Source organism: Chryseobacterium sp. C2(2020) (assembly GCF_014218915.1).
GTDB lineage: Bacteria > Bacteroidota > Bacteroidia > Flavobacteriales > Weeksellaceae > Chryseobacterium > Chryseobacterium mucoviscidosis.
In genome coordinates, this window is sequence record NZ_JACLCT010000002.1 from 214,726 (window position 1) to 237,560 (window position 22,835).

The following is a 22,835-nucleotide window of genomic DNA, read 5'->3' on the forward strand; positions in this document are numbered from 1 at the left end:
AATAGCGAGTGCGGAAAGCTGGAAACAGCTTCTTAAAAAATAAAGATCCTTCGACTGCTTCGCGCTCAGGATGACATCGCTAATGCTAACTGTTATATTAACCTGGATTTTTTGTTTTTAAATAAAAAATGACCGATTAAAAACCGGTCACCCTCAAATTATTTATCTACCTAACATTGCTTTAAGTATGATTATCTAACGGAGAAATATTAAAAATTATTTTAAAAAGAAAAAAATTTTTATCCTGAAAATCCTACTGACAAACTGTTGTCATCACCGCGGTTTATCTTTGTATCAACAATAACAAACAACATTAAAACTATGACAACTACAGCAACCATCACAAAACAGTTTATGACTTCGGAACAATTATTAGAACATTGGCAGGGTCACAGAAATTTAACGAGAAGAGTGATCGAAGCGTTTCCTGAAAAGGATTTATTTGAATTTTCGATTGCGGGAATGAGACCGTTCGCAAAGTTAGCGGTTGAGTTAATCAGCATTGGCGGACCTGCTTTGAAGGGGATTGTCGACAAGAATATGGAAGCTTACAATGAAGAAGGTTTTGTGCCGAAAACGAAGGAGGAGCTTCTGAAAAAGTGGGACGAAGAAACGGAAACGATCAATCATTATTTTGCGCAGATTTCGGAGGAGCGTTTTCAGGAGACTTTTAATTTATTCGGACAGTATGAATTCCCTGTGTATCAGAATATTCTGTATTTTGTTGATAATGAAATTCATCACCGTGGACAAGGGTATGTTTATTTAAGAGCTTTGGGAATTGAACCGCCTTTTTTTTGGGAGAGATTTTCGGTTCGTTAATGCCTTTGTTCAAACTGAAATCATTGATTCTCTCACGAAACCGCAGTAAGGAAAAAGAGCGGAGATGCGTCTCATAGATTAAATTTTAACGAACTTTTATGATCTGCGGATCCGTTCTTCTTTAAACATGAAGTTTGTTTAAGCTAATTTTAAATTTAACCGCAAAAGACTTTATAGAATTTATTAAGATATTTCAAAAGGTTTGCAAAAGGAATCTTTGATTTTTGTTAACTTATGTGTTCTTTTTATATTAATCATTAAGCTTAAAATAACTAAAGTGTTAATCATTTGCTTCTTTTGCGGCAAAAAATAAAAATTTAAGTTTATCATTTTTAAATTATTGAAACCTCAATAGCAATTGTTGGGGTTTTTATTGATGCTTGTCCGCAATCTTTGACAACAAATCATTGAGTTGTACTTTGAGGGTTTCGGGTTCTAAAATTGTTGCATAATCTGCAAAAGTAATCAGCCAGCGCGGAAATCCGTCTTTGATGGATTCTGTTTCGAAAGTGAGTTCTACCATTCCGTTTTCGGCATCAATTTCTTTGGTTAGACCGTAGTATTTTTTGGAATTGACCAGAAAAGTCATGATCTTTTTCTCCACCAAAAGTCTTACGCGTGTTTTATTGCCGTTGCTGCTTTGTCTGTAATCATTAATCTGCCCATACTCTCCTAAAAACGGATTATGGGTTTTCGAAATCTTTAAAATCCGGTCAATACGAAATTGCCGAAAGTCATTTCTCAAGGTACAGTAAGCCATGATGTACCAATAATTGAATTCAAAGAAAACGCCAACAGCTTCGATGGTTCTCGTTGAAATTTTATCATCAACAGTTTTATACTCTATAAGTAACTGCCGTTTTTCTCCAATACTTTCTAAAATTGTCGGAAGAACATCTTTTATGGTATCTTCGGTTTCGGCATGATACTGAAAAATATCAATCTGATTTTCAATATTCTGGATTAAATTTCTGTCGGAAAATTTTAAAACGGAACGCACTTTTTCCATCGCGGTCTGATAATGATTTCCCAAACTCTGATGTGAAAATTTCTGCATCAGTTTTTCGGCGGTGATGAAACTCAGAACTTCTTCTTTGGTAAACATAACAGGTGGCAATTTGTAGCCATCCATCAGAGAATAACCGCTTCCTGCTTCACCAATGATCGGAATTCCGGCATTTTCCAGTGTTTTTACGTCGCGGTAAATGGTTCTTACACTCACATCAAATTTTGCAGCCAGATCCTGCGCTCTTACAAGCGGTTTCGACTGTAATTGTGTAAGAATTGCGGTGACGCGGTCGAGTTTTTTGAGGTAATGATAGTTCATTGGGTATGAAGGTCGGAGTGTTTTAGTGTTTTAGTGTTTTAGTGTTTTAGTGTTTTAGCAAAGTTATCTTTTATCTTTTATCTTTTATCTTTTATCTTTTATCTTTTATCTTTTATCTTTTATCTTTTATCTTTTATCTTTTATCATTATAAGTATTAACCAATTTATCCAGATTTAAACTTCTTGCAGAGGCATCAAAAATTTCTCTGTAGGTTCCGTTGATCTGTACCAGTTCATCGTGCGTTCCGCTTTCCACAACTCTGCCTTTTTTCATCACATAAATTTTATCTGAATCTAAAATCTGCGATAAAGAATGGGAAATAATAATTACGGTTCTGCCTTCTTTTATCGCATCCAGAGAATTTTTGATCTGTTCTGTGGCGATGGCATCGAGGCTCGCCGTTGGTTCATCAAGGAAAATAATCGGAGGATTTTTTAAGAATAATCTGGCGATGGCAATTCTCTGCTGTTGTCCTCCCGAAAGTTGCGTTGCATCGTGATTATATTTTTCGGGTAAATCTAAAATCTGTTCATGCAGATAGGCTTTTTTAGCCGCTTCCTCAATTTCTTCGAAAGTAGCATTCATATTTCCGTATCGGATATTGTCTTCGATACTTCCCTGAAAAATATGGTTCTTCTGAAGTACCAATCCCAGATCGTTTCTCAGAAAAGTATTGTCGAAATGATTGAGATCTACCCCATCCAAAAGAATTTCTCCGGAATCGGGAAGGTAAAATTTGCACAGAAGATTGATAATCGTTGATTTTCCTGCGCCACTTAATCCGACCAAAGCAGTGGTTTTTCCGTTTTCAAATTTCATGGAAACATCGTGTAAAGCCTGTGTCCCGTTTGGATACGTGAAATTGATGTTTTTCAGTTCAAAATTTCCTTTGATTTCTTTTTCTACAAAATTACCGTTCGGTTCTTTTTCGTCGTCTGCATTTAAAATATCAAAATAACCTTCTGCATAAATCATCGCATCATTCATATCATCATAAATTCTGTGCAGTTGTCGAATGGGAGCCGAAACATTATTGAAAAGCATGATGTGAAGCATAATCGCTCCGATGGTCATCTGCTGATCGAGAACTAGGTAAACCGTCAGAAGGATTATCAAAACCACTCCGAACTGTTCAATGAATGTTTTTAAACCATCATAAATAAAATTTGTTTTTCTTGTAAACATCTGACTCTCCATCAACTGCATCTGCAAGTCGTACTGTTTTTTTCCTTCGAATTTTTCGCGGACAAAACTTTTAATCACCATGATGGAGTTGATTAAATTTAAAAGTCCTGAAGTTTTCTGTTCACGCTGGTTTCGCAGAGTTCGTCGTACTCCGCTTAACTTCTTCGCCTGTAATGAGCTTACATAAAAATAGATCGGAACAATGATGGTGGAAACAATTCCCACATATACATTTTGCAGATACATGATGATTAAAGCAATAATCGCGTTGGAAAACAAAGGCAGCATATCGATAAAAAAGTTCTGCACCAGTCGTGTTAGACTTTCAATTCCTCTGTCTATTCTGATCTGCAATTTTCCGGATTCGTGGTTTTCATCATTAAAATAGGCAACTCTGTAAGTTAAAATTTTGTCGATGGCAGATTGTGCGAGAATAGAACTTACATTAATTCTGATCTTTTCGCCATAGAATTTCTGTCCGAAATTGATGAAGATGTTCAGCAGTTCTTTTCCCAATAATATAACGGAGATGATAACGAGAATATGAATTCCTTCCGACATCGGATGCGGAAGATGTGTAAGTTTGGTTACCTCATCTACCGTGTATTTTAAAACCAAAGGATTGACCTGCGCCGCCAAAGCTCCTAAAAAGGTTAGAAATAGCGTTCCGTAGATCATCAAACGATACGGTCTGATGAAAGGAACAAGCTGTTTATAGATTCCGAATAAGGTGACAGTTCTGTTGAAAGGTTTTGCCATACGATGATTTTAAATAAAAAACGTACCGTTTTACAGAGAAAAAGGTACGTTTTATTCTATTTTTCAGCAAATAATTGCTTTAATTTAATTTTCGAATACGTAAGTTGTAAGGTAATGCAACTCAGGTTTACTCGCTGCTTTTGAGTCTGATTCTGCCTGCTCTAAAGAATACATTGAATTAATCTCTTTCTTCTGAAACACAAAAGAATTGTTGGCATTTTTATCCACCACATCATTGAAAATATGCTGAATTTCGGAATTCCCCAATGAGGCAAAACTGATGTCTTCAAAGCCATACAGCAATCTGAGATCATCAAACTGCGCAAAATTTTCATCCACAAAATTCTGAAACTGGGTTTTAGAATCGAAATTTCCAGCCCAGATATTGTAAGCATAGCTTTTCTTGTTCGGCTTATCAAAAATACTCTGGTAAACGAAGTTTTCTCCTAAATAAGCTTCTCTTACCTGCGGATCGTTTGCCAGTTCTTCCGGAAGTCCTTCTTTCAGGATTCTTCCTTCGAACATGATGTATGTTTTGTTGGTAATTGCCAGAGTCTGCTGTACGTTGTGGTCGGTAATGAGGATTCCGATGTTTTTATCCGTAAGACTTCTTACGATTTTTTGGATATCTTCTACCGCAATCGGGTCTACTCCAGCGAAAGGTTCATCCAGAAGAATAAAACTCGGATCAGTGGCAAGACATCTTGCGATCTCTGTTCTACGTCTTTCCCCTCCTGACAAAAGGTCTCCACGGTTTTTACGGACATGCTGTAAGGAAAATTCTTCAATCAGCTCATCGCATTTCATCTGCTGTTCGCGCTTTGAAAGCTTGGTTAACTGTAAAACGCCCATGATATTGTCTTCTACGGAAAGTTTACGGAAAACAGACGCTTCCTGAGCCAGATAACCAATACCTTTCTGAGCTCTGCGGTACATCGCATCGGTTGTAATTTCCTGTTTGTCGAGGAAAATTTTTCCGGAAGTAGGCTTAACCAAACCGACAATCATATAAAACGAAGTGGTTTTTCCTGCTCCGTTCGGACCAAGCAAACCCACAATTTCTCCCTGCTGAACCTGTACAGAAACGCCTTTTACTACTTTTTTAGGACCGTATTCTTTGATTAAGTTTTCTCCGCGTAAAATCATAAGGGCAAAGATAAAGTTTTTTTGAATTCAAATTTTAGATTACAAAATGGACTTGAAAGTTTTGTGAAATTTTAATACATCGTTTAAAGATTCTTCGAATAATATTTAACTCAAAATTTTTAAAAACTTTATTTTATTTCCATAATTTTAGACTTTCATCAACACTTATTATTACTATGGAAAATAATCAACAGCTTACCGAGCTTTTAGCTTTAGATCTTGGTGTAAACATCATCAACCGAAGACCTTATGCGAAAGAAGTTTTCAAATGGCAGGATATGGATCTGCTTCCGCATTCTTCCACCGATACTTTGCTTTGTGAAATCTACGAATGGAACGGAAGAAACTGGAGAACCACGAATAATAATCTCATAGGCTATTTATTTGGCAGCGACCAGTTAAGTACGGTTAAAAATCAACTGATGAATGTTCAGAAATTTCCGGCTCTGATTCCTGATTTTGAATTTACGAAAGACAGCATGATTGAATTCGGACTTGCTCTTCCCTCTCTTTTCAATATCGGAATTAAAGGCGACATTAAAAATGCGAAAGATTTTTCTGTAAAGGTAAATGGGGTTACAAAATCCAGAATCACCAACATAGATTCTCCCGGAATAGAAATCCTTAGAAAATATTCTGAATTTACACAAAACGAATCCAGATCATACAGGAAGAATATCAAATTTAATTATCTGAGTACTTCTTTATTTTATGCAGAAAGTGTGGAAATTAATCTTGAAAAAGACGCGGGAGTAAATCTTGATGTGAGTTTCCAGACACAGGATGTTGAAGTGAAAGCCAATGTTGATACGGACACAAAAAAGAATTTTGTCCTGAAATATACAGGAAATCAGGCTCCTTTTGCTGCAAAATTTACGAAAGGAAAAGATTTTAATATTTCCTGATATTCTTATAATCGGGTTTTAGCCAAAGTTTATAATCGTCATTCATTTTCTTTGGTTTCAAAATAAGTTTTGGTTAAAGCCTAATTTGGAGTTCATCAATAAAAAACGGGCTAAAGCCCGTTTCTATTGATAAAAACATTTCGATCCGAAATGTTTTTTATTTAAAGTATAATTTGAAAAAATTATCTGTTCAAAATCATTGCAGCTTCTTTCGCGAAATACGTGAAAATCATATCTGCTCCGGCTCTTTTAAAGCAGGTTAAGCTTTCGATGATAGTTTTGTCATTATCCAGCCATCCGTTTTGCGCAGCCGCTTTTACCATAGCATATTCTCCGCTCACGTTGTAAACCGCAATCGGAAGATCAATCGCTTCACGTACTTTAGAAACAATATCCAGATACGGAAGTCCCGGTTTAATCATGATAATGTCGGCTCCTTCTTCAATATCCTTAAAAACTTCGTTCAACGCTTCTCTGGAATTATGAAAATCCATCTGATATGTTTTTTTATCCTTAGGAATTTCCATATTATCTTTCGGTGCACTGTCTAATGCACTTCTGAAAGGTCCGTAGAAAGAACTTGCATATTTTGCAGCATAGCTTAAAATACCCACATCGGTAAATCCGCTGTCTTCCAATGCTTCACGAATGACCTGAACTCTGCCATCCATCATATCACTTGGTGCCACAATGTCTGCTCCGGCTTCTGCGTGTGACACTGACATTCTTGCCAAAGCATCGTTTGTAGCATCATTTACAATTTTTCCGTTTTCGATAATTCCGTCGTGACCGTAAATAGAATACGGATCTAAAGCAACATCGGGCATTACTACCATTTCGGGAAGCGCATCTTTGATCGCCCTGATCGTGTTCTGCATCAGTCCGTTTTTATTCCATGCTTCTTTTCCGGTATTGTCCTTCAGGTCTTCTGAAACCTTCATATAAAGATTAACCGCTTTTACACCTAAAGAAAATAATTCCTTACATTCTTTCACCGTCAGATCAATACTCCTTCTGAAAATTCCCGGCATCGACGGGATCGGTTCTTCTTTATTTTCGCCCTCCATTACGAAGATCGGCATTACAAAATCGTTGGTTGTAAGAGAACATTCTCTTACCAGACTTCTTACAGATTCGTTTACTCTCAGCCTTCTATTTCTTGAATGTATCATTTTGGAATACTTTTTGAATGAAATTTAATGCAAATTTACTACAACTTATATAAAAAACTATTGCGTAGAATTGCAGAATTAATTATTTTTGTTAAAATATCCCTTAGAAATTATAATTTGATGAGAAAACTTTTACTTTTGTTTATCTTTTTAGGCGCATTTGTTGGATTTTCCAACAATATGAAAGCGCAGATTAAAGAGCCGGCTTCCTTCTCTCAGAAGTCTGATGACGGAGTGCTTGTTGCTTATCCTAATCCGGCAAAGGATTTCCTTATCGTAAAGGCTAAAGATCCTAACCTGAAAATCCGAAGTGTGATTTTCTATTCGATTTTAGGTACGCAGGTTGCAAGTTATTCAGTCAACATGAATTCCGGAGAGATTAATATTGAAAAATTAAAGCCGGGTAAATATTTAATCCGATATATTCTGAGTGACAATACAATGAAAGTCACGCAGATTATGAAACAATAATTTAAATCCTGATAATCATCAGGATTTTTTCTTTTAGCTTAATTATTCCGTAACTTTCGGAACATTTTTATCCTAATTATAAAAACAAATTAATGCTAAAAGCTGAACATATTAGAAAGACCTATAACGCAGGTAAAAAGGTAGCTTTGGATGATTTCAGCATCCATGTTCCGAAAGGAAGTGTTTATGGGCTTTTAGGTCCGAACGGAGCCGGAAAAACTTCTTTTATCCGGATCATCAATCAGATTACACAGGCGGATTCCGGAGAAATACAGATCAACGGACAAAAGCTTAATCCGGATCACATCAAAGATATCGGATATATGCCTGAAGAACGCGGGCTGTATAAAAACATGACGGTTGGAGATCAGCTTCTCTACTTCGGAGAGTTGAAAGGCATGAAAAAGAATGATGCTTTAACTGAGGCAAAAAAATGGTTTGATAAACTTCACATCGACCAATGGTGGAAGAAAAAGCTGTCTGAGCTGTCAAAAGGAATGGCGCAGAAAATCCAGTTTGTGGTTACTGTTCTTCACCGTCCGCATTTATTGATTCTTGATGAACCTTTTTCGGGTTTTGATCCTGTGAATGCCAATTTAATTAAAGACCAGATTATTGATCTTAAGAATAACGGAACTACCATCATCCTTTCTACTCACCGAATGGAAAGTGTTGAGGAAATGTGCGATTATGTGGCTCTGATTAATAACTCAAAAAAAATTATCGACGGAAGGGTTTTCGATGTACGCGAGAAATTCAAGAAAAATATTTTTGGGATCACGGTTTCTGATGTCAATGATTCTCAACTGGAGGCTTTCAGAAATAAATATGAAATTTTCAATATTAGTAATGAAAACAATTTACTTTCTTTTGATCTGAAAAATGAAGCCGACCAGAATCATATTCTTCTGGATCTGATAAAAGTAGGAAAAGTAAGGTCATTCGATGAAAAAATTCCGAGTATGAACGAGGTGTTTATTAATGCGGTAAGCAATAATTCTTAATTATGAATAACATTTTTTTAATTACAAAAAGAGAATTTCTTACGCAGGTTAAGAAAAAATCTTTCATCATATTAACGCTTTTAGCTCCGATTCTTTTACTGGGTTTTGGTGCTGTTATCGGTTTGATGTTTAAGGCAAATGAATCTCACAGCATTATTGAAGTAGTTGACAAAAACGGTCTGTTTAAAAATCAACTGAAATCGAATGATAAACTGAACTATGTTTTTGTTTCTGCGGCAGATGAAAAGTCAAAAATCAATAATCTTAAGAACAATGAATCTTTAGACGGGATTTTGGTTCTGCCTGAACTGAAAGATCAGAATTTTGATGAACTGGAAAAGAATACGAGACTTATCATCAACAATAAAATCGGGTTCGATACGAAGCAGAAGATTGTTTCGGACATTAACGAAGTCATCAAAAAAGAAAAAATAAAGAAACTGGGCATTGCTGAGCTACAGCTTGATAATCTGGATAAAAGTTTCAATTTAAAAACAATTAACGTCTCGGAAAATAACAAAGAAGATTCTGATCTTGCTTTCGGCGTGAAAAGTGTTCTGAGTATGCTTTTAATGTACGTTACTTTTATGTTTATCATTATTTACGGAGTTAGGGTGATGAGAAGCGTACTGGAAGAGAAAAACAACCGTGTTGTGGAAATTATTATTTCTTCGGTAAAACCTTTTGAACTGATGATGGGTAAAATTCTGGGGGTAACAATGGTTGCACTTACTCAATTTATCGTTTGGATCACCATGTCGGTTATCGGAGCTTTGGTGCTGAATACCGGATTTTCTGCTATTCCTAAAAATATTCCCGGAAATGAAGGTGTTGCTGAAAAATTTGATATTTTACAGATGGGAACCCAGATTTCACACAGTTTACTGGAACTGAATTTCCCATTAATTATTTTCGTTTTTATAACATTTTTCCTTTTGGGATATATCTTTTACAGTTCAATTTATGCCGCAATCGGTTCTGCTGTAGATAACGAAACAGAGACACAGCAGTTCACCTTGTTTGCTGTACTGCCTTTAATGCTTGGAATGTACGGAAGTTTTACGCTAATGAATAATCCGGATGGTCCTTTAGGATTCTGGCTTTCTATTATTCCGTTTACGTCTCCTGTGGCAATGATCGCGAGAATTCCTTACGGAGTTCCGGCGTGGCAGATTGCGCTGTCTATTGGCTTGCTTTTAGGAACGACTCTTTTTATGATATTTCTGGCAGGTAAAATTTACCGTGTAGGAATTTTAATGTACGGAAATAAAGCGACTCTGAAGGAAATCTGGAAATGGATTAAAGGATAAGTTTTAAACAGAATTTTTAAATAAAAAAACTCCCGAAACATTAAGTTTCGGGAGTTTTTATGTTTTGATTAGAATCAATTTTTATTTGAAGATGTAGCTTAAGCTTACACTAAGAACCTGCTCAGACTTTCCTTTATTGGTCCCTTTCGGCTCCTGATCAAGGCCAGGATATGTATTCGTAACTCCGAAATCATATTTTGCCGTAAGTTCAAGCTGTCTTTTATAACTATATCCTACTCCTAGTCCTATTCCAAAGTTAAATGAACTCGCTTTACCGTTTACATTAGGATAATTCGGATCAATCTGATCTTTTGTGTAGTAGATCTTAGGTGCGTTTTTAACGTTCTGACTTAATAAAAAATTAAATCTGGAACCTATTAACCCAAAAAATTCAGATTCAGATTCAGAAAAATACCCTTTAAACGAGATCGGTACACTCAGATAGTTATTTGCGTATACCGCATCATAACCGGGATAGTTTTTAGCATCCTTATCCTTTCCTGTTTCTCCTGCTCCAAAGTAAACTACTTCAGGCTGTATGAAAAACTGGTTGGCTGAACCTATCGGTATTAAAGCCAATACTCCTGCCTGAACGGTATATCTCGGTCCGGAAGGATTGTGAGCATTCTTCACTCGGGAATAGTTTCCTCCTACAGTAACACCGAATCTTGTGCTGCCAAAATCGATCTGTGCGAAAGACATGGTAGAAAGTGCCAATGCAGAGGCTAATAAAAATTTTTTCATATCGTTATGTTTTATGTTATCCTAGAATTTTTGCAACAGTAGCACCGATGTCTGCAGGAGAGTCTACCACGTTAATTCCGTTTTCTCTCATGATTTCCATCTTAGCCTGAGCTGTATCTTCTGCTCCGCCTACGATTGCACCTGCGTGACCCATTGTTCTACCTTTTGGAGCAGTCTGTCCTGCGATGAAACCTACAACTGGCTTTGTAGAACCACTTGCTTTGTACCATCTTGCTGCTTCAGCTTCAAGACCTCCACCGATTTCTCCGATCATTACAACCGCTTCAGTTTCAGGATCGTTGATGAATAATTCCAAAGCTTCTCTTGTAGTTGTTCCGATGATCGGGTCTCCACCGATACCGATTGCTGTAGAGATACCGTAACCCGCTCTTACTACCTGATCTGCAGCTTCGTAAGTAAGAGTTCCTGATTTAGAAACGATACCTACTTTACCTTTTTTGAAAACGAAACCTGGCATAATCCCAATTTTAGCTTCTTCAGAAGTAATGATTCCCGGGCAGTTCGGACCGATTAATCTGCAGTCTCTGTCAGCAATGTAAGATTTTACTTTCACCATATCCGCTACAGGAATACCTTCAGTAATACATACAATTACTTTGATTCCTGCTTCAGCAGCTTCCATAATAGCGTCAGCAGCAAATGCAGGCGGTACGAAAATGATACTTACGTTAGCTCCGGCTTTTTCTACAGCATCTGCTACCGTATTGAATACAGGCTTCCCTAAGTGCTCGCTTCCTCCTTTTCCCGGAGTAACACCACCTACTACGTTAGTTCCGTATTCGATCATCTGGCTTGCGTGGAAAGTACCTTCGTTCCCTGTAAATCCTTGTACAATTACTTTAGAATCTTTGTTTACTAAAATTGACATTTTATTATTTATTTAATTTATTTATTACTTTTTTAAATGCACACAAATTTAATTAAATTTCTTTGATTAAAGATAAATCTAACTAATTTGTTTATTTGAGATTTCTCAGTTTGACTTCTTTTTTAAGATACGTTTTAAAATCTTCTGCAAACATCCCGATGTAAGTTCCTTTTTCGAGGTCTCTGTTTACTCCGGTTTTCCCTAATAATACAGCTCCGCTCTCGATTTTATTTCCTGAAGCAATGCCGACCTGTCCCCATAAGGTAACCTCATCACCGATAACGCAGCATCCTGCAATACCGACCTGAGAAGCGATAAGACATTTTTTTCCGATAACGGTATCGTGCCCGATCTGGATCTGATTATCCAGAACGGAACCTTCTCCGATAATGGTAGAATCTGTAACTCCTCTGTCGATTGTACAACCGTTTCCGATCTCTACATTGTTTTCGATCACTACGTTTCCTACCGAAATCAGGCGGTCGAAATTGCCGTTCAGTTTTCTGTAATAAAAAGCATCGCCTCCTAGAACAGTATTGGACTGAATCACTACATTGTCGCCAATTACGGTTCTGTCGCCAATGACAACATTAGGAAAAATCAGGGTATTTTTTCCTATTTTCACATTATTTCCGATAACCGCAGAAGCATGAATTTTTGTTCCCTCTCCTATTTCGACATCATGAAGTTCTTCGGTGAAGTTATAAATTCTTGTAAAGTGGGTATTGATTTTATTGAAATCTCTGAAAGGGTCTTCGGAAACCAACAGTGCTTTTCCCTCTGGACATTCCACTTCTTTATCAATTAAAATAATCGTCGCAGCAGAATTTAATGCTTTATCGTAATATTTCGGATGGTTAACAAAAACGATTTCACCGGCTTTTACCATGTGAATTTCGTTCGTTCCCAATACTTCGAAGTCTTCTGAACCTACAAATTTTGCCCCGATAAGTTCGGCAATGGTTTTCAGTTTTTGGGGTTGATGAAACGTCATATTTTTTTAAATGATGTTTTAAATTTTCAACGGTGTCTTAAAATCCTGACACGGCTTTGTTTTTCCAACTTTAATCGCAGCCCGACTGCCCCTTCGACAAGCTCAGGGTAAACTACAAGGCTGCCATAAAAAATGAAAGCTGAAAGTTGTTATACTTCCAGCCTCATATTATTTGTGAATAATTATTCTTTTACTCTTTCTAAGTAAGAACCGTCTTCTGTGCTTACTTTGATTTTGTCTCCCGGCTCAATGAACAGAGGAACCATTACTCTTGCTCCTGTTTCTACGATTGCATTTTTAAGAGCGTTGGTTGCTGTGTTTCCTTTTACTCCCGGATCTGCTTCTATTACATCAAGGTAAACAGATTGCGGAAGTTCTGCAGAAAGCGGAGTTTCGTCCACTTCTTTCAAAATGATGGTTACTTCTTCACCTGCTTTCATAAGGTTTGAGTTTTCAATCATTTCTTTATTTAAATATAATTGAGAGAAGTCATCATTATTCATGAAGTGAAATCCGTTCTCATCATCATAAAGATACTGGAATTTTCTGGTAATTACCTTTACTTCTTCAATTTTGTGACCTGCAGAGAAAGTATTGTCGATTACTTTACCGTTGGTTACAGATTTTAATTTTGTTCTAACGAAAGCAGGACCTTTTCCCGGTTTTACGTGAAGGAATTCGATAACTTTATAAATATCGTTGCTGTATTCGATGCAAAGTCCTTTTCTGATATCGTTACTTGTTGCCATTAATTTATTATATATTTTTTATTTTCTTTTGTTAAATTGTATTCCTTCTCCCTGAGTTGGCAGTCTGTTGAAAACATTATTATTGAATGAATTCACATTATTATTCAGCCTGTTCACATTCGTCTGGATCTCGGAATGATAGGGATTTGCGGTTCCAAAAATTGAGTTTCCGCCGGAATTATTCTGTTTCAGAATATCATTAAGATTATGTTTAGCAATGCTGTCATTGGATTTTGAAGGCAGTCTTCTTTCCAGAATAGAAGTCTTGGCTGTTTTTTCCGTTTTTAATCCTTCTGTCTGTTGTCCGGACAAAAAAGATGCTGTAAAACACATTAAAACAAAAATCAGACTTTTCATTGATAACTGAGCTAAACTTTTCTTTATTATTCTCTTTCCTTCCCTGTTCCGTATCCTTTCACGATTCCTCGAGGAGAATTCTGGATAAACTGAAGGATTTCATCTCTTTCAGCCGTCGGAAGCATTTCTTTTTCGATGTAAAGCAAAGCCTGAGAAACATTCATCTTCATCTGGAAAATTGCTCTGTAAATTTTCTGAATTTCAAAGATTTTTTCGTTGGTAAATCCTCTTCTTCTTAAACCTACTGAATTAATTCCTGCATAAGACATCGGCTCTCTCGCTACTTTTACATAAGGTGGAATATCTTTTCTTACCAGAGTTCCTCCCGAAATCATCACGTGTTTTCCGATCTTCCCGAACTGATGAACAGCCGACAGACCACCCATCACGGTATAATCCCCGATTTCCACATGACCTGCAATACCACAACCGTTTACGATGATTACATGATCTCCGATCACGCAATCATGAGCAATGTGGGAAGTTGCCATAATAAGGCAGTTTTTTCCGATTTTGGTGAAACCGAGAGCTTTTGTTCCCCTGTTTACCGTTACACATTCTCTGATCGTTGTTTCATCGCCGATAATTACCTGCGTATCTTCACCATCAAATTTCAAATCCTGAGGAATCGCAGAAATTACCGTTCCCGGAAAAATTCTGCAATTTTTACCGATTCTTGCACCATCCATAATGGTAACATTGGGACCAATCCATGTTCCTTCGCCAATTTCCACGTCCCCTGCAATTGTAGTAAAAGGTTCTACGATTACATTTTTGCTGATTTTCGCACGTTTATCTACGGCTGCTAATTGATGAATCATTTAATCAACTTTATTTTTTGCAACTTGGGCCATAAGTTCTGCTTCTACCGCTACTGTATCTCCTACGTAACCATAACCCTGCATATGAACAATTCCTCTTCTGATAGGCTCTATCAATTCAATCTTGAAAATAAGCGTATCTCCCGGAATTACTTTTCTCTTGAATTTTACTTTATCTATTTTAATAAAGTACGTAGAGTAATTTTCCGGATCCGGAACGCTTGCCAAAACAAGAATTCCTCCGGTCTGTGCCAAAGCTTCTACCTGTAAAACTCCAGGCATTACGGGTTCTTTCGGGAAATGTCCAACGAAGAAAGGTTCGTTCATTGTAACATTTTTAAGACCTACAACGTGAGAATCTGAAAGCTCAAGAATTTTATCAATCAATAAGAACGGCGGTCTGTGAGGCATCAGTCTCATGATTCCGTTGATATCGAAAACCGGTTCTTTTGTTAAATCAAAATCTGGAACATTTTTCTTTTTCTGCAGTTTCCACTGACGGTTCAGTTTTTTTGCAAACTGTGTGTTTACGTAATGTCCCGGTTTGTTGGCAATTACTTTTCCTTTTATTTTCACTCCTGCCAAAGCCAGATCACCAATCACATCGAGTAATTTGTGTCTTGCAGCTTCGTTGGGATAGTTTAAGTTCAAATTATCAAGAATTCCGTTTGGTCTTATCGATACGTTATCTTTACCAAAAGCTTTCTTTAGTTTTTCTGTAGTTTCCGGTGTAAGATCTTTATCTACATAAACAATCGCATTGGAAATATCTCCACCTTTGATCAAACCGTGATCCAAAAGCATTTCCAGCTCGTGTAAGAAGCTGAATGTTCTTGCCGATGAAATTTCTTCTTTAAACTCAGAAATATTTTTAAGCGTAGCATTTTGAGTTCCCAAAACTTTAGTCCCGAAATCTACCATTGTTGTTACTTCATAGGTATCTGAAGGAATAATAGTGATCTCAGATCCTGTAGCGGGATCGCTGTAAGTAAGAACTTCTTTTACCACAAGATATTCTCTTGCTATATTTTGCTCCACTACTCCTACGCTTTCGATTGCTTCTACAAAGAATTTTGAAGAACCGTCTAAGATCGGCGGTTCGGAAGCATCCATTTCAAGAATGGCATTATCAATATCACATCCTACCAAAGCCGCTAAAATATGCTCACAAGTTGTGATCTTTACTCCCAGTTTTTCTAATGTTGTTCCTCTTTCTGTAGCCACAACGTAATTAACGTCTGCTTCGACTTGAGGATGCCCTTCCAAATCTGTTCTTACGAATACGAAACCTGTATTTTCTTTTGCAGGTTTCATGGTTAATTTTACTTCTTTACCAGTATGAAGTCCGATTCCGGAAAGTGTCACTTCCTGCTGAAGTGTTTTTTGCATATCACTCATTAGTTTAATCTTTTGAGTTATTCTCGAGATTATTTATTCTTTTTACCACTTCAGGTAAGTTTCTGAAATGTACATAACTTCTAAGGTAGTCGTTGTAGCTGATCGCCGGAGAACCGTAGATGGTTTCCCTGTCGTTTACGCTGGAATTTACGCCACTCTGAGCCTGTATTTTTACCTGATTTCCTATTTTGATGTGTCCTACAATTCCCACCTGACCTCCAATCTGGTTCCAGTCTCCGATGGTTGTAGATCCTGCAATTCCGGCTTGTGCGGCAATTACATTGTTTTTTCCGATTTTTACGTTGTGTGCAATCTGGATTAGGTTATCGATCTTTGTTCCTTTTCCGATTACGGTAGAACCGATGGTTGCTCTGTCTATACTGCAGTTGGAACCAATTTCCACATCGTCTTCAATGATCACATTTCCTAACTGCGGAATTTTTTTGAATCCATCCGGAGTCGGCTGAAATCCGAAACCGTCTCCTCCGATTACGGTATTGGAATGAATAACACAATTGTCTCCGATGATGCAGTAATCGTAAATTCTCGCCCCACTGTCGATTTTACAGTTTTTCCCGATCTTCACGCCTTTTCCGATGTAAACCTGCGGATAAATCTGGCTTCCTTCTCCTACTTTTGCTTTTTCTGAAACGTAGGTAAAAGCTCCGATATACACATTCTCTCCGATGACAGCAGTTTCATGAATGGAAGAACCGTTTTCGATTCCTGTTCTTCTACCCTGCATTTCCTGATATAAATTCATCAGAACCTGAAAAGAGAGATAAGCATCCTTTACTGCAATAACAGTAGGAAGGTAAGAATCTTTTGAGATAAGCTTTTCCGAAACAATGATAACGGAACATTTTGAAGTCTCTAAATAATGCGAAAATCTATCCTGCGCGATGAAAGAAAGATGTCCTGTTTCCCCGCTTTCTATGGGCGAAACTCCAGTAATAAGTGCGTTCTCGTCACCTATTATTTTTCCGTCGATAAAACTTGCAATTTGCGAAGCTGTAAATTCCATATTCTGCAAAGATAAGAAATTCTGTAATTCGCAAACATTTTTTAATTTTCGGAACGTAAATTTTAATATTCTTTAAGAAATAATGTGTGAAATATTCCTTGGAAATGTAAGAATATACCTTGTGGTTTTGTTTCTCATGAGACCTGATAAAAGCTGGTCTTCCGATTCATCAAGACGTATTTTTTTTCCGTTTTTCTGCAACAGATAAATGGGTTGTTTTTCTGTGTCATAAGGAAGAAGTTTTCTTTTAATTTCATGTACAAGTTCTTTTCCATTATCAATTCCGAAAAATTCATTCACATTCTTTATTTTTTCTTCAATAAAACTTTGCTCAAAAGGATGTGAAGAAATTATGGTTTTCGGAAGGTTTCTCTGGATCACACATTTACACCAGTAAGACAAGATCATGTCATCTGTATTCTGCCAGTTTTTCATTGCCTGAATAATATCATTGTCATCAAGCTGTGTAAAACGCTCCACATCTTCATCTGTTGCTGTACTTTTTCCGCGATGCAGAAAATATTTCAGATTTTCGGTTGCCGGTAAATCGATTCCCTGCGAAACCAGAAGTTTGGCTCTTTCTAAAATTTTAACGAGAAGAAATTCTGCCAAAGCCGATGTTTTATGGTAATATACCTGCCAATACATAAACATTCTTGCCGTGAGGAAATTCTCAATAGAATAAACGCCTTTTGCATCTATTACCAATTCGCCCTCATCACAGACGTTCATCATGGAAATGATTCTTTGCGTATTGATGCTTCCTTCGGAAACTCCCGTAAAAAAGCTGTCCCGTTTCAGATAATCCAACCGATCAACATCGAGCTGTGAAGAAATAAGCTGGTTGAAAAACTTTCGGTGGTATTTTCCCTGAAACATTTCGATAGCGCAGGACAATTCTCCGTTAAATTCATCATTCAGACGATTCATGAGTAATAAAGATAATTTTTCATGATGCCAATCGTCCATCAACATACTTTCCAGAGCGTGGGAAAACGGACCATGACCAATATCATGCATTAAAATCGCCAACATGGCGCCCTTTTCTTCCTCTTCTGAAATTTTCACGCCTTTCTGCTTCAATGTTTCCAAAGCGGTAAACATGAGATGCATGGCTCCCAATGCATGATGAAATCTTGTATGTGTCGCGCCCGGAAAAATGAGATTCAAAAGCCCGGTCTGTCCTATCCTTCTTAATCTCTGGAAGTAAGGATGCTCTATGATGTCGAATAAAATTTCATGGGGAATTTTGATGAATCCGTGAACGGGATCGTTGATGATTTTTAGCTTGTTCTGCATTGAAAACGTCTGTATTTGCAAACAAATTTAGGAATTTTATATTTTAGAGGTAATTAATTTTCATTAAACTGTTTGTTGTTTTGAAAGTAATTTTCTTTGTTGAATTTGTTTTTAACACAAAGTCCGCAAAGATTTTGTTTACAGTTGTGCGGCATATTTTCGTTCGCAAAGGCGTTTCACTCAGCAAAGGCTGGATAAAATCTTCTTTGAATAAATAGTTGTGCTGTTTGTGTTTAAAAACTATCTTTGACTGAATAACCTTTTCATGAGAAAATTCTCCCTTTTCATTATCTTATTTTTAAACTTACATTTTTCGGCGCAGACTTTATCGGAAAACCAAAAGCTTGAATCGTTATGCAAAGTCTGGGGATTTTTAAAGTATTATCATCCAAATGTGGCGAAAGGTAAGTTTAACTGGGATCAGCAGTTATTTCAGAAAATTGATGAACTTGAAAATATTAACAATAAAGATCAATTGAATGAATTTTATGCTAACTGGATTGAAAGTCTCGGAAAAATTGAAGTTTGTAAAAATTGTGTAAATGATAACGATAAAGTTTATTTCTTAAAAAATTTTGATCTCGTATGGATGGATGATCAGCAATTTTTTTCTGAAAATGTAAGCCAAAAGTTGAAATTTGTTGAGAATAACAGGAATATCGGTGAAAATTATTTTTTCGGGTTAAACGGAAGAAAGGTTTATTTCAGGAATGAAAATTCTTACGGCTCGAAATTTACTTCAAAACAAACTGCTCTTCTTGAATTGTTCAGATACTGGAATTATGTGGAATATTTTTTTGCGTACAAATACAAAACCGATCAAAACTGGAATGATGTTTTACGGGAAATGATTCCAAAATTTCTCGCTGTTGACAATGATGAAAACTATCATTTAAGTTTAGCGGAACTTGTGACCAAAACGGATGATTCGCACGCTTTTTTATTTTCAAAGCTGACTAGTTTAAACCAATATGGAAGAAAAAATGTTCCGGTGCAGTATTCTTATGCGGAAGGTAAACTGGTTGTTACCAAAATATTTCCGACTATTTTTAATGAAGAAAATCCGCTCAAAACCGGAGATGTTATTTATGATGTTGAAGGATTGACGATTCCACAGAAAATTAATTTATTTGGGAAATATCTTCCGGCTTCGAATTCATGGGGAAAGATCAACAAGTCGAAATATCTTTTTCTGTACACCAATAAAGATTCTCTCGGGCTTAAAATTGAAAGGGACGGAATTAATTTAGCCATAAAAGTAAAAACGTATTTGCAGAAAGAAATTATTCGCGAAAATCCTCCTGTTCCTGAAAAATGGAAGTTTCTCGATGATGAAAAAAAGATGGGTTATGTGAACATGGGATTAATCAAAAGATCTGATCTGAATGATATGTTCAAAAATCTGAAAAATACAGAATCGATTATTTTCGATTCCCGAAATTATCCGAATATGACGATTTTGCCGTTGAGCAGACTGTTGCTTCCTGAAAATAAAATTTATTATGAATTTATTTTTCCTGAAACCAATTATTTAAGCAAATTTTACCGCCGTAAAAACAACATCGGAAGAAATAACCCGGATTATTATAAAGGAAATGTGGTTATTCTGGTAAATGAGGTAACGCAAAGTCAGGCTGAAACTACCGTGATGATGCTTAAGCAGCATCCGAAAGCAAAAGTAATCGGTGGGTACACTTCGGGAGCAAACGGTGATGTCATTTCATTTAATATTGCCGGTCTTAAAACTTGTTTTACGGGTTTGGGAGCGTATTATCCGAACGGAAGAGAAACGCAGAGAATCGGCATTATTCCGGACATTATCGTACGACCTACAGTTAAAGGAATACAGCAGGGAAAAGACGAAATCATGGAAAGAGCTCTGGAATATTTAAAAAGTGGAAATTAAATAAAAGAAAAACGTAATTATTGCGTTATTTCATTTAACTTATATTTAACTTTACCTCTGCGGATTTTGGCAGATTTTAGAAATAATTGGTCAGCAATTTGATACAATAACCATGTAAAAAAATAATTATGTCGGAAAAGATATTATGGATAGATGATGAAATAGATCTACTTAAACCACACATCGTTTTTCTTGAAAAAAAGGGATATCAGGTAACTCCCGTAAACAACGTTAATGAGGCACTTGAACTCATGGACTCGGAAAAGTTTGCACTGACCCTGATTGATGAAAATATGCCCGGAATTTCAGGTCTTGAAGCGATTCCGATGATTAAGGATAAAGACAATTCGCTGAAAATCGTTATGGTAACGAAAAGTGAGGAAGAACATATCATGGAAGAAGCAATCGGATCGCAGATTGCGGATTATATCCTGAAACCGGTGAATCCGAACCAGATTTTACTTTCGCTGAAGAAAAATCTTCAGGAGGACAATCTTGTGGAGCAAAAGACGATTTTGCAGTATCAGCAGGAATTCAGAAATCTTTCCATGGAGCTTTCTTATTTGAGAACGTATCAGGATTGGGCGGAATATTACAAGAAAATTCTGAATTGGGAAATTAAATTTGATAAAGTAACGGATAATGAGTTTGCAGATCTTCTTCAGTCACAGAAAGAGGAAGCAAATATTCAGTTTGCCAAATTTATTGAAAAGAATTACGAAGACTGGCTGCACGATTCGGATAAGCCGATTATGAGCCACACGCTTTTCAAGGATAAAGTGAAACCTGAAATTGAAAAGGATAAAGTTTTGCTTCTGATGGTCGATAATCTTCGTTATGACCAATGGAAGATGATCGAGCCTTTGTTTACAAAATATTATAACAAGGTTTCTGAGGATTATTATTACAGTATTCTTCCGACTGCAACTCAATATGCTAGAAATTCTTTTTTTGCGGGTTTAATGCCTTCTGAAATTGAAAAACGTTTTCCAGATAAATGGTTCAATGATAATGAGGAAGGAAATAAAAATGAATTTGAGCGTGATTTCTTAGAAGATCAAATGAAAAGAATAGGTCTAAGCTCAAAATCCATGAAGTATCTGAAAGTGCTGAATGCTGATTTTGAGAGAAAGATTTATGACGATTTTAATCAGCACAAAAACAATGATCTATTGGTAATTGTTTATAATTTTATTGATATTCTTTCTCACGCAAAAACGGACAACCACATTGTAGATCAGTTGATTCGTGATGATAAGACGTTCAGATCTTTAACATTAAACTGGTTTGAGAATTCTTCTTTATTGAAAATTATTAAAGTAGCGGCTGAAAGTGGTTTCAAACTGGTGATTACCACCGATCACGGAACGGTTTACGTTAAAAAACCGAGCAAAGTTGTGGGAGACAGAGAAACTTCCACGAATATCCGTTACAAGACCGGAAAAAGCTTAACGTATGATGACAGTGATGTTTGGGCAATTACAAATCCTGAAAAACTGTTTTTACCGAAAGGAAATTTAAGTTCTAAATATATTTTCGCAAAGAATAATATTTTCCTTGCTTATCCAAAGAATTATAATCACTTTGTGAATTACTATAAAGAAACCTATCAACATGGAGGGATTTCTCTTGAAGAGTGTATCATTCCATTCAGTATTTTAGAACCCAAGTAGTTTTCATAGTTTGACTTGGGGTTCTGAGGGGCGGAAAAAATCTTTGATTTTTTCCGCTTCTTTTTTATTAATACTTTTGAATCATGAAATTAATCACTTATAACGTCAACGGAATCCGTGCTGCATTTACCAAAGATTTTTTAGGCTGGCTGAAAACGGCGGATCCGGATATTATCTGTATTCAGGAGAGTAAAGCAGGAAACGACCAGATCGATATTGAAAGTTTAGAAAAACTGGGATATCACAGTTACTGGCATTCCGCGGTGAGAAAAGGCTACAGTGGCGTCGGAATTGCATCTAAAACAAAGCCTAATCATGTAGAATATGGCTGCGGTATTGAAAGCTATGATAACGAGGGAAGAATCATTCGTGCAGATTTTGACGAATTTTCTGCCATTTCAGTGTATGTTCCTTCTGCTTCAAATATCGAACGGCTGGATTTTAAAATGCAGCTCTGCCATGATTTTTTAGAGTACATTAAAAATTTAAAGAAAGAAATTCCGAATCTGATCATTTCAGGAGATTTTAATATCTGTCATGAAGCAATAGATATTCATAATCCGAAAGGTTTACAAAATGTTTCCGGCTTTTTACCGATGGAAAGAGAATGGATGACGAATTTTATCAACGAATGCGAACTGATCGACAGTTTCAGGTTTTTTAATAATGAACCCGACCATTATACATGGTGGAGTTACAGACAGAATTCAAGGGAAAGAAATAAGGGATGGAGACTGGATTATAATTTCACTTCCTACAGTTTGAAAGATAAGCTCACAAGAGCTGTTATTCTGAAAGAAGCAGTACATTCTGATCATTGCCCTGCTTTGGTAGAATTAAGCCTTTAAAACAAAGCAAAAAGCCAACTGAATCAGTTGG

At 36.5% G+C, this 22,835-nt stretch carries 20 protein-coding genes and 1 pseudogene; 8 read left to right on the top strand and 13 right to left on the bottom strand.

Translation table 11 applies throughout. The annotated features are described in order from the left end of the window. Positions 1 to 321 precede the first annotated feature (321 nt). Entirely contained in the window at positions 322 to 822 is a 501-nt protein-coding gene (locus H6W52_RS02260) for a DinB family protein (protein ID WP_087709278.1), read from the top strand. Positions 823 to 1,192: 370 nt separating this feature from the next. Here the strand turns inward: H6W52_RS02260 and H6W52_RS02265 are convergent, their stop codons facing one another. From H6W52_RS02265 to lptB, 3 genes and pseudogenes are all read right to left on the bottom strand, one after another. Then, positions 1,193 to 2,149: a helix-turn-helix transcriptional regulator gene (locus tag H6W52_RS02265; RefSeq protein ID WP_116096041.1), complete on the bottom strand. Its 957-nt coding sequence runs from the start codon at positions 2,147 to 2,149 to the stop codon at positions 1,193 to 1,195. 133 nt (positions 2,150 to 2,282) lie between these two features. After that, positions 2,283 to 4,013 carry an ABC transporter ATP-binding protein gene (locus H6W52_RS02270; protein WP_116096286.1) on the bottom strand — a complete coding sequence of 577 codons (1,731 nt, stop codon included), beginning with the start codon at positions 4,011 to 4,013 and terminating at the stop codon, positions 2,283 to 2,285. 501 nt (positions 4,014 to 4,514) lie between these two features. Beyond that, a pseudogene (gene lptB, locus H6W52_RS02275) lies at positions 4,515 to 5,240 on the bottom strand (LPS export ABC transporter ATP-binding protein); the annotation flags it as partial. Positions 5,241 to 5,416: 176 nt separating this feature from the next. Between lptB and H6W52_RS02280 the strand changes: the two are divergent. Beyond that, positions 5,417 to 6,145 (top strand): hypothetical protein, encoded by a 729-nt coding sequence (locus tag H6W52_RS02280; RefSeq protein WP_116096037.1) that lies wholly within the window; start codon positions 5,417 to 5,419, stop codon positions 6,143 to 6,145. Positions 6,146 to 6,327: 182 nt separating this feature from the next. On the opposite strand, the gene hemB is transcribed toward H6W52_RS02280, so the two are convergent. Continuing rightward, a complete protein-coding gene (gene hemB, locus H6W52_RS02285) occupies positions 6,328 to 7,317 on the bottom strand; it encodes a porphobilinogen synthase (RefSeq protein WP_076395578.1) in 990 nt (329 codons plus the stop codon). A gap of 120 nt (positions 7,318 to 7,437) precedes the next feature. Here hemB and H6W52_RS02290 point away from each other — a divergent pair, with 120 nt between their 5' ends. The 3 genes from H6W52_RS02290 (at position 7,438) to H6W52_RS02300 (ending at position 10,102) form a co-directional block, all read left to right on the top strand. Continuing rightward, complete coding sequence (locus H6W52_RS02290) at positions 7,438 to 7,788, top strand: T9SS type A sorting domain-containing protein (RefSeq protein ID WP_076395580.1); 351 nt, start codon at positions 7,438 to 7,440, stop codon at positions 7,786 to 7,788. Positions 7,789 to 7,880: 92 nt separating this feature from the next. Further along, on the top strand, positions 7,881 to 8,792 hold the full coding sequence (locus tag H6W52_RS02295; RefSeq protein WP_116096035.1) for an ABC transporter ATP-binding protein: 912 nt from the start codon (positions 7,881 to 7,883) through the stop codon (positions 8,790 to 8,792). Between the two features lie 2 nt (positions 8,793 to 8,794). After that, positions 8,795 to 10,102: an ABC transporter permease gene (locus H6W52_RS02300; protein WP_116096033.1), complete on the top strand. Its 1,308-nt coding sequence runs from the start codon at positions 8,795 to 8,797 to the stop codon at positions 10,100 to 10,102. An 81-nt stretch (positions 10,103 to 10,183) separates the two neighbouring features. Here H6W52_RS02300 and H6W52_RS02305 read toward each other — a convergent pair whose 3' ends face one another. The 9 genes from H6W52_RS02305 to H6W52_RS02345 all read right to left on the bottom strand — a co-directional run bounded on the left by H6W52_RS02305 (position 10,184) and on the right by H6W52_RS02345 (position 18,377). Further along, positions 10,184 to 10,846: a porin family protein gene (locus tag H6W52_RS02305; protein ID WP_116096031.1), complete on the bottom strand. Its 663-nt coding sequence runs from the start codon at positions 10,844 to 10,846 to the stop codon at positions 10,184 to 10,186. A gap of 16 nt (positions 10,847 to 10,862) precedes the next feature. Continuing rightward, positions 10,863 to 11,735, bottom strand: a complete 873-nt coding sequence (gene sucD, locus H6W52_RS02310; RefSeq protein WP_047488432.1) for a succinate--CoA ligase subunit alpha — start codon at positions 11,733 to 11,735, stop codon at positions 10,863 to 10,865. 91 nt (positions 11,736 to 11,826) lie between these two features. Then, positions 11,827 to 12,729 carry an LpxD N-terminal domain-containing protein gene (locus H6W52_RS02315; protein WP_116096029.1) on the bottom strand — a complete coding sequence of 301 codons (903 nt, stop codon included), beginning with the start codon at positions 12,727 to 12,729 and terminating at the stop codon, positions 11,827 to 11,829. 182 nt (positions 12,730 to 12,911) lie between these two features. Continuing rightward, on the bottom strand, positions 12,912 to 13,478 hold the full coding sequence (gene efp / locus H6W52_RS02320) for an elongation factor P (protein WP_087709289.1): 567 nt from the start codon (positions 13,476 to 13,478) through the stop codon (positions 12,912 to 12,914). An 18-nt stretch (positions 13,479 to 13,496) separates the two neighbouring features. Then, the gene (locus H6W52_RS02325; protein WP_228457502.1) at positions 13,497 to 13,835 is read right to left on the bottom strand and encodes a hypothetical protein; all 339 of its coding nucleotides are present in this window, start codon (positions 13,833 to 13,835) and stop codon (positions 13,497 to 13,499) included. A gap of 26 nt (positions 13,836 to 13,861) precedes the next feature. Further along, positions 13,862 to 14,656: an acyl-ACP--UDP-N-acetylglucosamine O-acyltransferase gene (lpxA, locus tag H6W52_RS02330; protein ID WP_076395592.1), complete on the bottom strand. Its 795-nt coding sequence runs from the start codon at positions 14,654 to 14,656 to the stop codon at positions 13,862 to 13,864. Continuing rightward, positions 14,657 to 16,054 (bottom strand): bifunctional UDP-3-O-[3-hydroxymyristoyl] N-acetylglucosamine deacetylase/3-hydroxyacyl-ACP dehydratase, encoded by a 1,398-nt coding sequence (locus H6W52_RS02335; RefSeq protein ID WP_116096025.1) that lies wholly within the window; start codon positions 16,052 to 16,054, stop codon positions 14,657 to 14,659. Between the two features lie 4 nt (positions 16,055 to 16,058). Continuing rightward, positions 16,059 to 17,078 (bottom strand): UDP-3-O-(3-hydroxymyristoyl)glucosamine N-acyltransferase, encoded by a 1,020-nt coding sequence (gene lpxD / locus H6W52_RS02340; protein ID WP_116096023.1) that lies wholly within the window; start codon positions 17,076 to 17,078, stop codon positions 16,059 to 16,061. Between the two features lie 72 nt (positions 17,079 to 17,150). Further along, a complete protein-coding gene (locus tag H6W52_RS02345; protein WP_116096022.1) occupies positions 17,151 to 18,377 on the bottom strand; it encodes an HD domain-containing protein in 1,227 nt (408 codons plus the stop codon). 265 nt (positions 18,378 to 18,642) lie between these two features. Between H6W52_RS02345 and H6W52_RS02350 the strand changes: the two genes are divergently transcribed. The 3 genes from H6W52_RS02350 (at position 18,643) to H6W52_RS02360 (ending at position 22,804) form a co-directional block, all read left to right on the top strand. Then, the gene (locus H6W52_RS02350) at positions 18,643 to 20,283 is read left to right on the top strand and encodes a S41 family peptidase (protein ID WP_116096021.1); all 1,641 of its coding nucleotides are present in this window, start codon (positions 18,643 to 18,645) and stop codon (positions 20,281 to 20,283) included. 128 nt (positions 20,284 to 20,411) lie between these two features. Then, the gene (locus tag H6W52_RS02355) at positions 20,412 to 21,956 is read left to right on the top strand and encodes a PglZ domain-containing protein (protein WP_116096020.1); all 1,545 of its coding nucleotides are present in this window, start codon (positions 20,412 to 20,414) and stop codon (positions 21,954 to 21,956) included. 83 nt (positions 21,957 to 22,039) lie between these two features. Continuing rightward, the gene (locus H6W52_RS02360) at positions 22,040 to 22,804 is read left to right on the top strand and encodes an exodeoxyribonuclease III (RefSeq protein ID WP_116096019.1); all 765 of its coding nucleotides are present in this window, start codon (positions 22,040 to 22,042) and stop codon (positions 22,802 to 22,804) included. Positions 22,805 to 22,835 lie beyond the last annotated feature (31 nt).

Coding starts and splice junctions, on each gene's coding strand:
- H6W52_RS02345 (WP_116096022.1), bottom strand. CDS start 18,377: ATGCAGAACAAGCTAAAAATCATCAACGATCCCGTTCACGGATTCATC.
- H6W52_RS02360 (WP_116096019.1), top strand. CDS start 22,040: ATGAAATTAATCACTTATAACGTCAACGGAATCCGTGCTGCATTTACC.
- H6W52_RS02335 (WP_116096025.1), bottom strand. CDS start 16,054: ATGAGTGATATGCAAAAAACACTTCAGCAGGAAGTGACACTTTCCGGA.
- H6W52_RS02295 (WP_116096035.1), top strand. CDS start 7,881: ATGCTAAAAGCTGAACATATTAGAAAGACCTATAACGCAGGTAAAAAG.
- efp (WP_087709289.1), bottom strand. CDS start 13,478: ATGGCAACAAGTAACGATATCAGAAAAGGACTTTGCATCGAATACAGC.
- H6W52_RS02280 (WP_116096037.1), top strand. CDS start 5,417: ATGGAAAATAATCAACAGCTTACCGAGCTTTTAGCTTTAGATCTTGGT.
- sucD (WP_047488432.1), bottom strand. CDS start 11,735: ATGTCAATTTTAGTAAACAAAGATTCTAAAGTAATTGTACAAGGATTT.
- H6W52_RS02315 (WP_116096029.1), bottom strand. CDS start 12,729: ATGACGTTTCATCAACCCCAAAAACTGAAAACCATTGCCGAACTTATC.
- lpxA (WP_076395592.1), bottom strand. CDS start 14,656: ATGATTCATCAATTAGCAGCCGTAGATAAACGTGCGAAAATCAGCAAA.
- H6W52_RS02305 (WP_116096031.1), bottom strand. CDS start 10,846: ATGAAAAAATTTTTATTAGCCTCTGCATTGGCACTTTCTACCATGTCT.
- H6W52_RS02265 (WP_116096041.1), bottom strand. CDS start 2,149: ATGAACTATCATTACCTCAAAAAACTCGACCGCGTCACCGCAATTCTT.
- H6W52_RS02270 (WP_116096286.1), bottom strand. CDS start 4,013: ATGATCTACGGAACGCTATTTCTAACCTTTTTAGGAGCTTTGGCGGCG.
- H6W52_RS02260 (WP_087709278.1), top strand. CDS start 322: ATGACAACTACAGCAACCATCACAAAACAGTTTATGACTTCGGAACAA.
- H6W52_RS02355 (WP_116096020.1), top strand. CDS start 20,412: ATGTCGGAAAAGATATTATGGATAGATGATGAAATAGATCTACTTAAA.
- hemB (WP_076395578.1), bottom strand. CDS start 7,317: ATGATACATTCAAGAAATAGAAGGCTGAGAGTAAACGAATCTGTAAGA.
- lpxD (WP_116096023.1), bottom strand. CDS start 17,078: ATGGAATTTACAGCTTCGCAAATTGCAAGTTTTATCGACGGAAAAATA.
- H6W52_RS02350 (WP_116096021.1), top strand. CDS start 18,643: ATGAGAAAATTCTCCCTTTTCATTATCTTATTTTTAAACTTACATTTT.
- H6W52_RS02300 (WP_116096033.1), top strand. CDS start 8,795: ATGAATAACATTTTTTTAATTACAAAAAGAGAATTTCTTACGCAGGTT.
- H6W52_RS02290 (WP_076395580.1), top strand. CDS start 7,438: ATGAGAAAACTTTTACTTTTGTTTATCTTTTTAGGCGCATTTGTTGGA.
- H6W52_RS02325 (WP_228457502.1), bottom strand. CDS start 13,835: ATGAAAAGTCTGATTTTTGTTTTAATGTGTTTTACAGCATCTTTTTTG.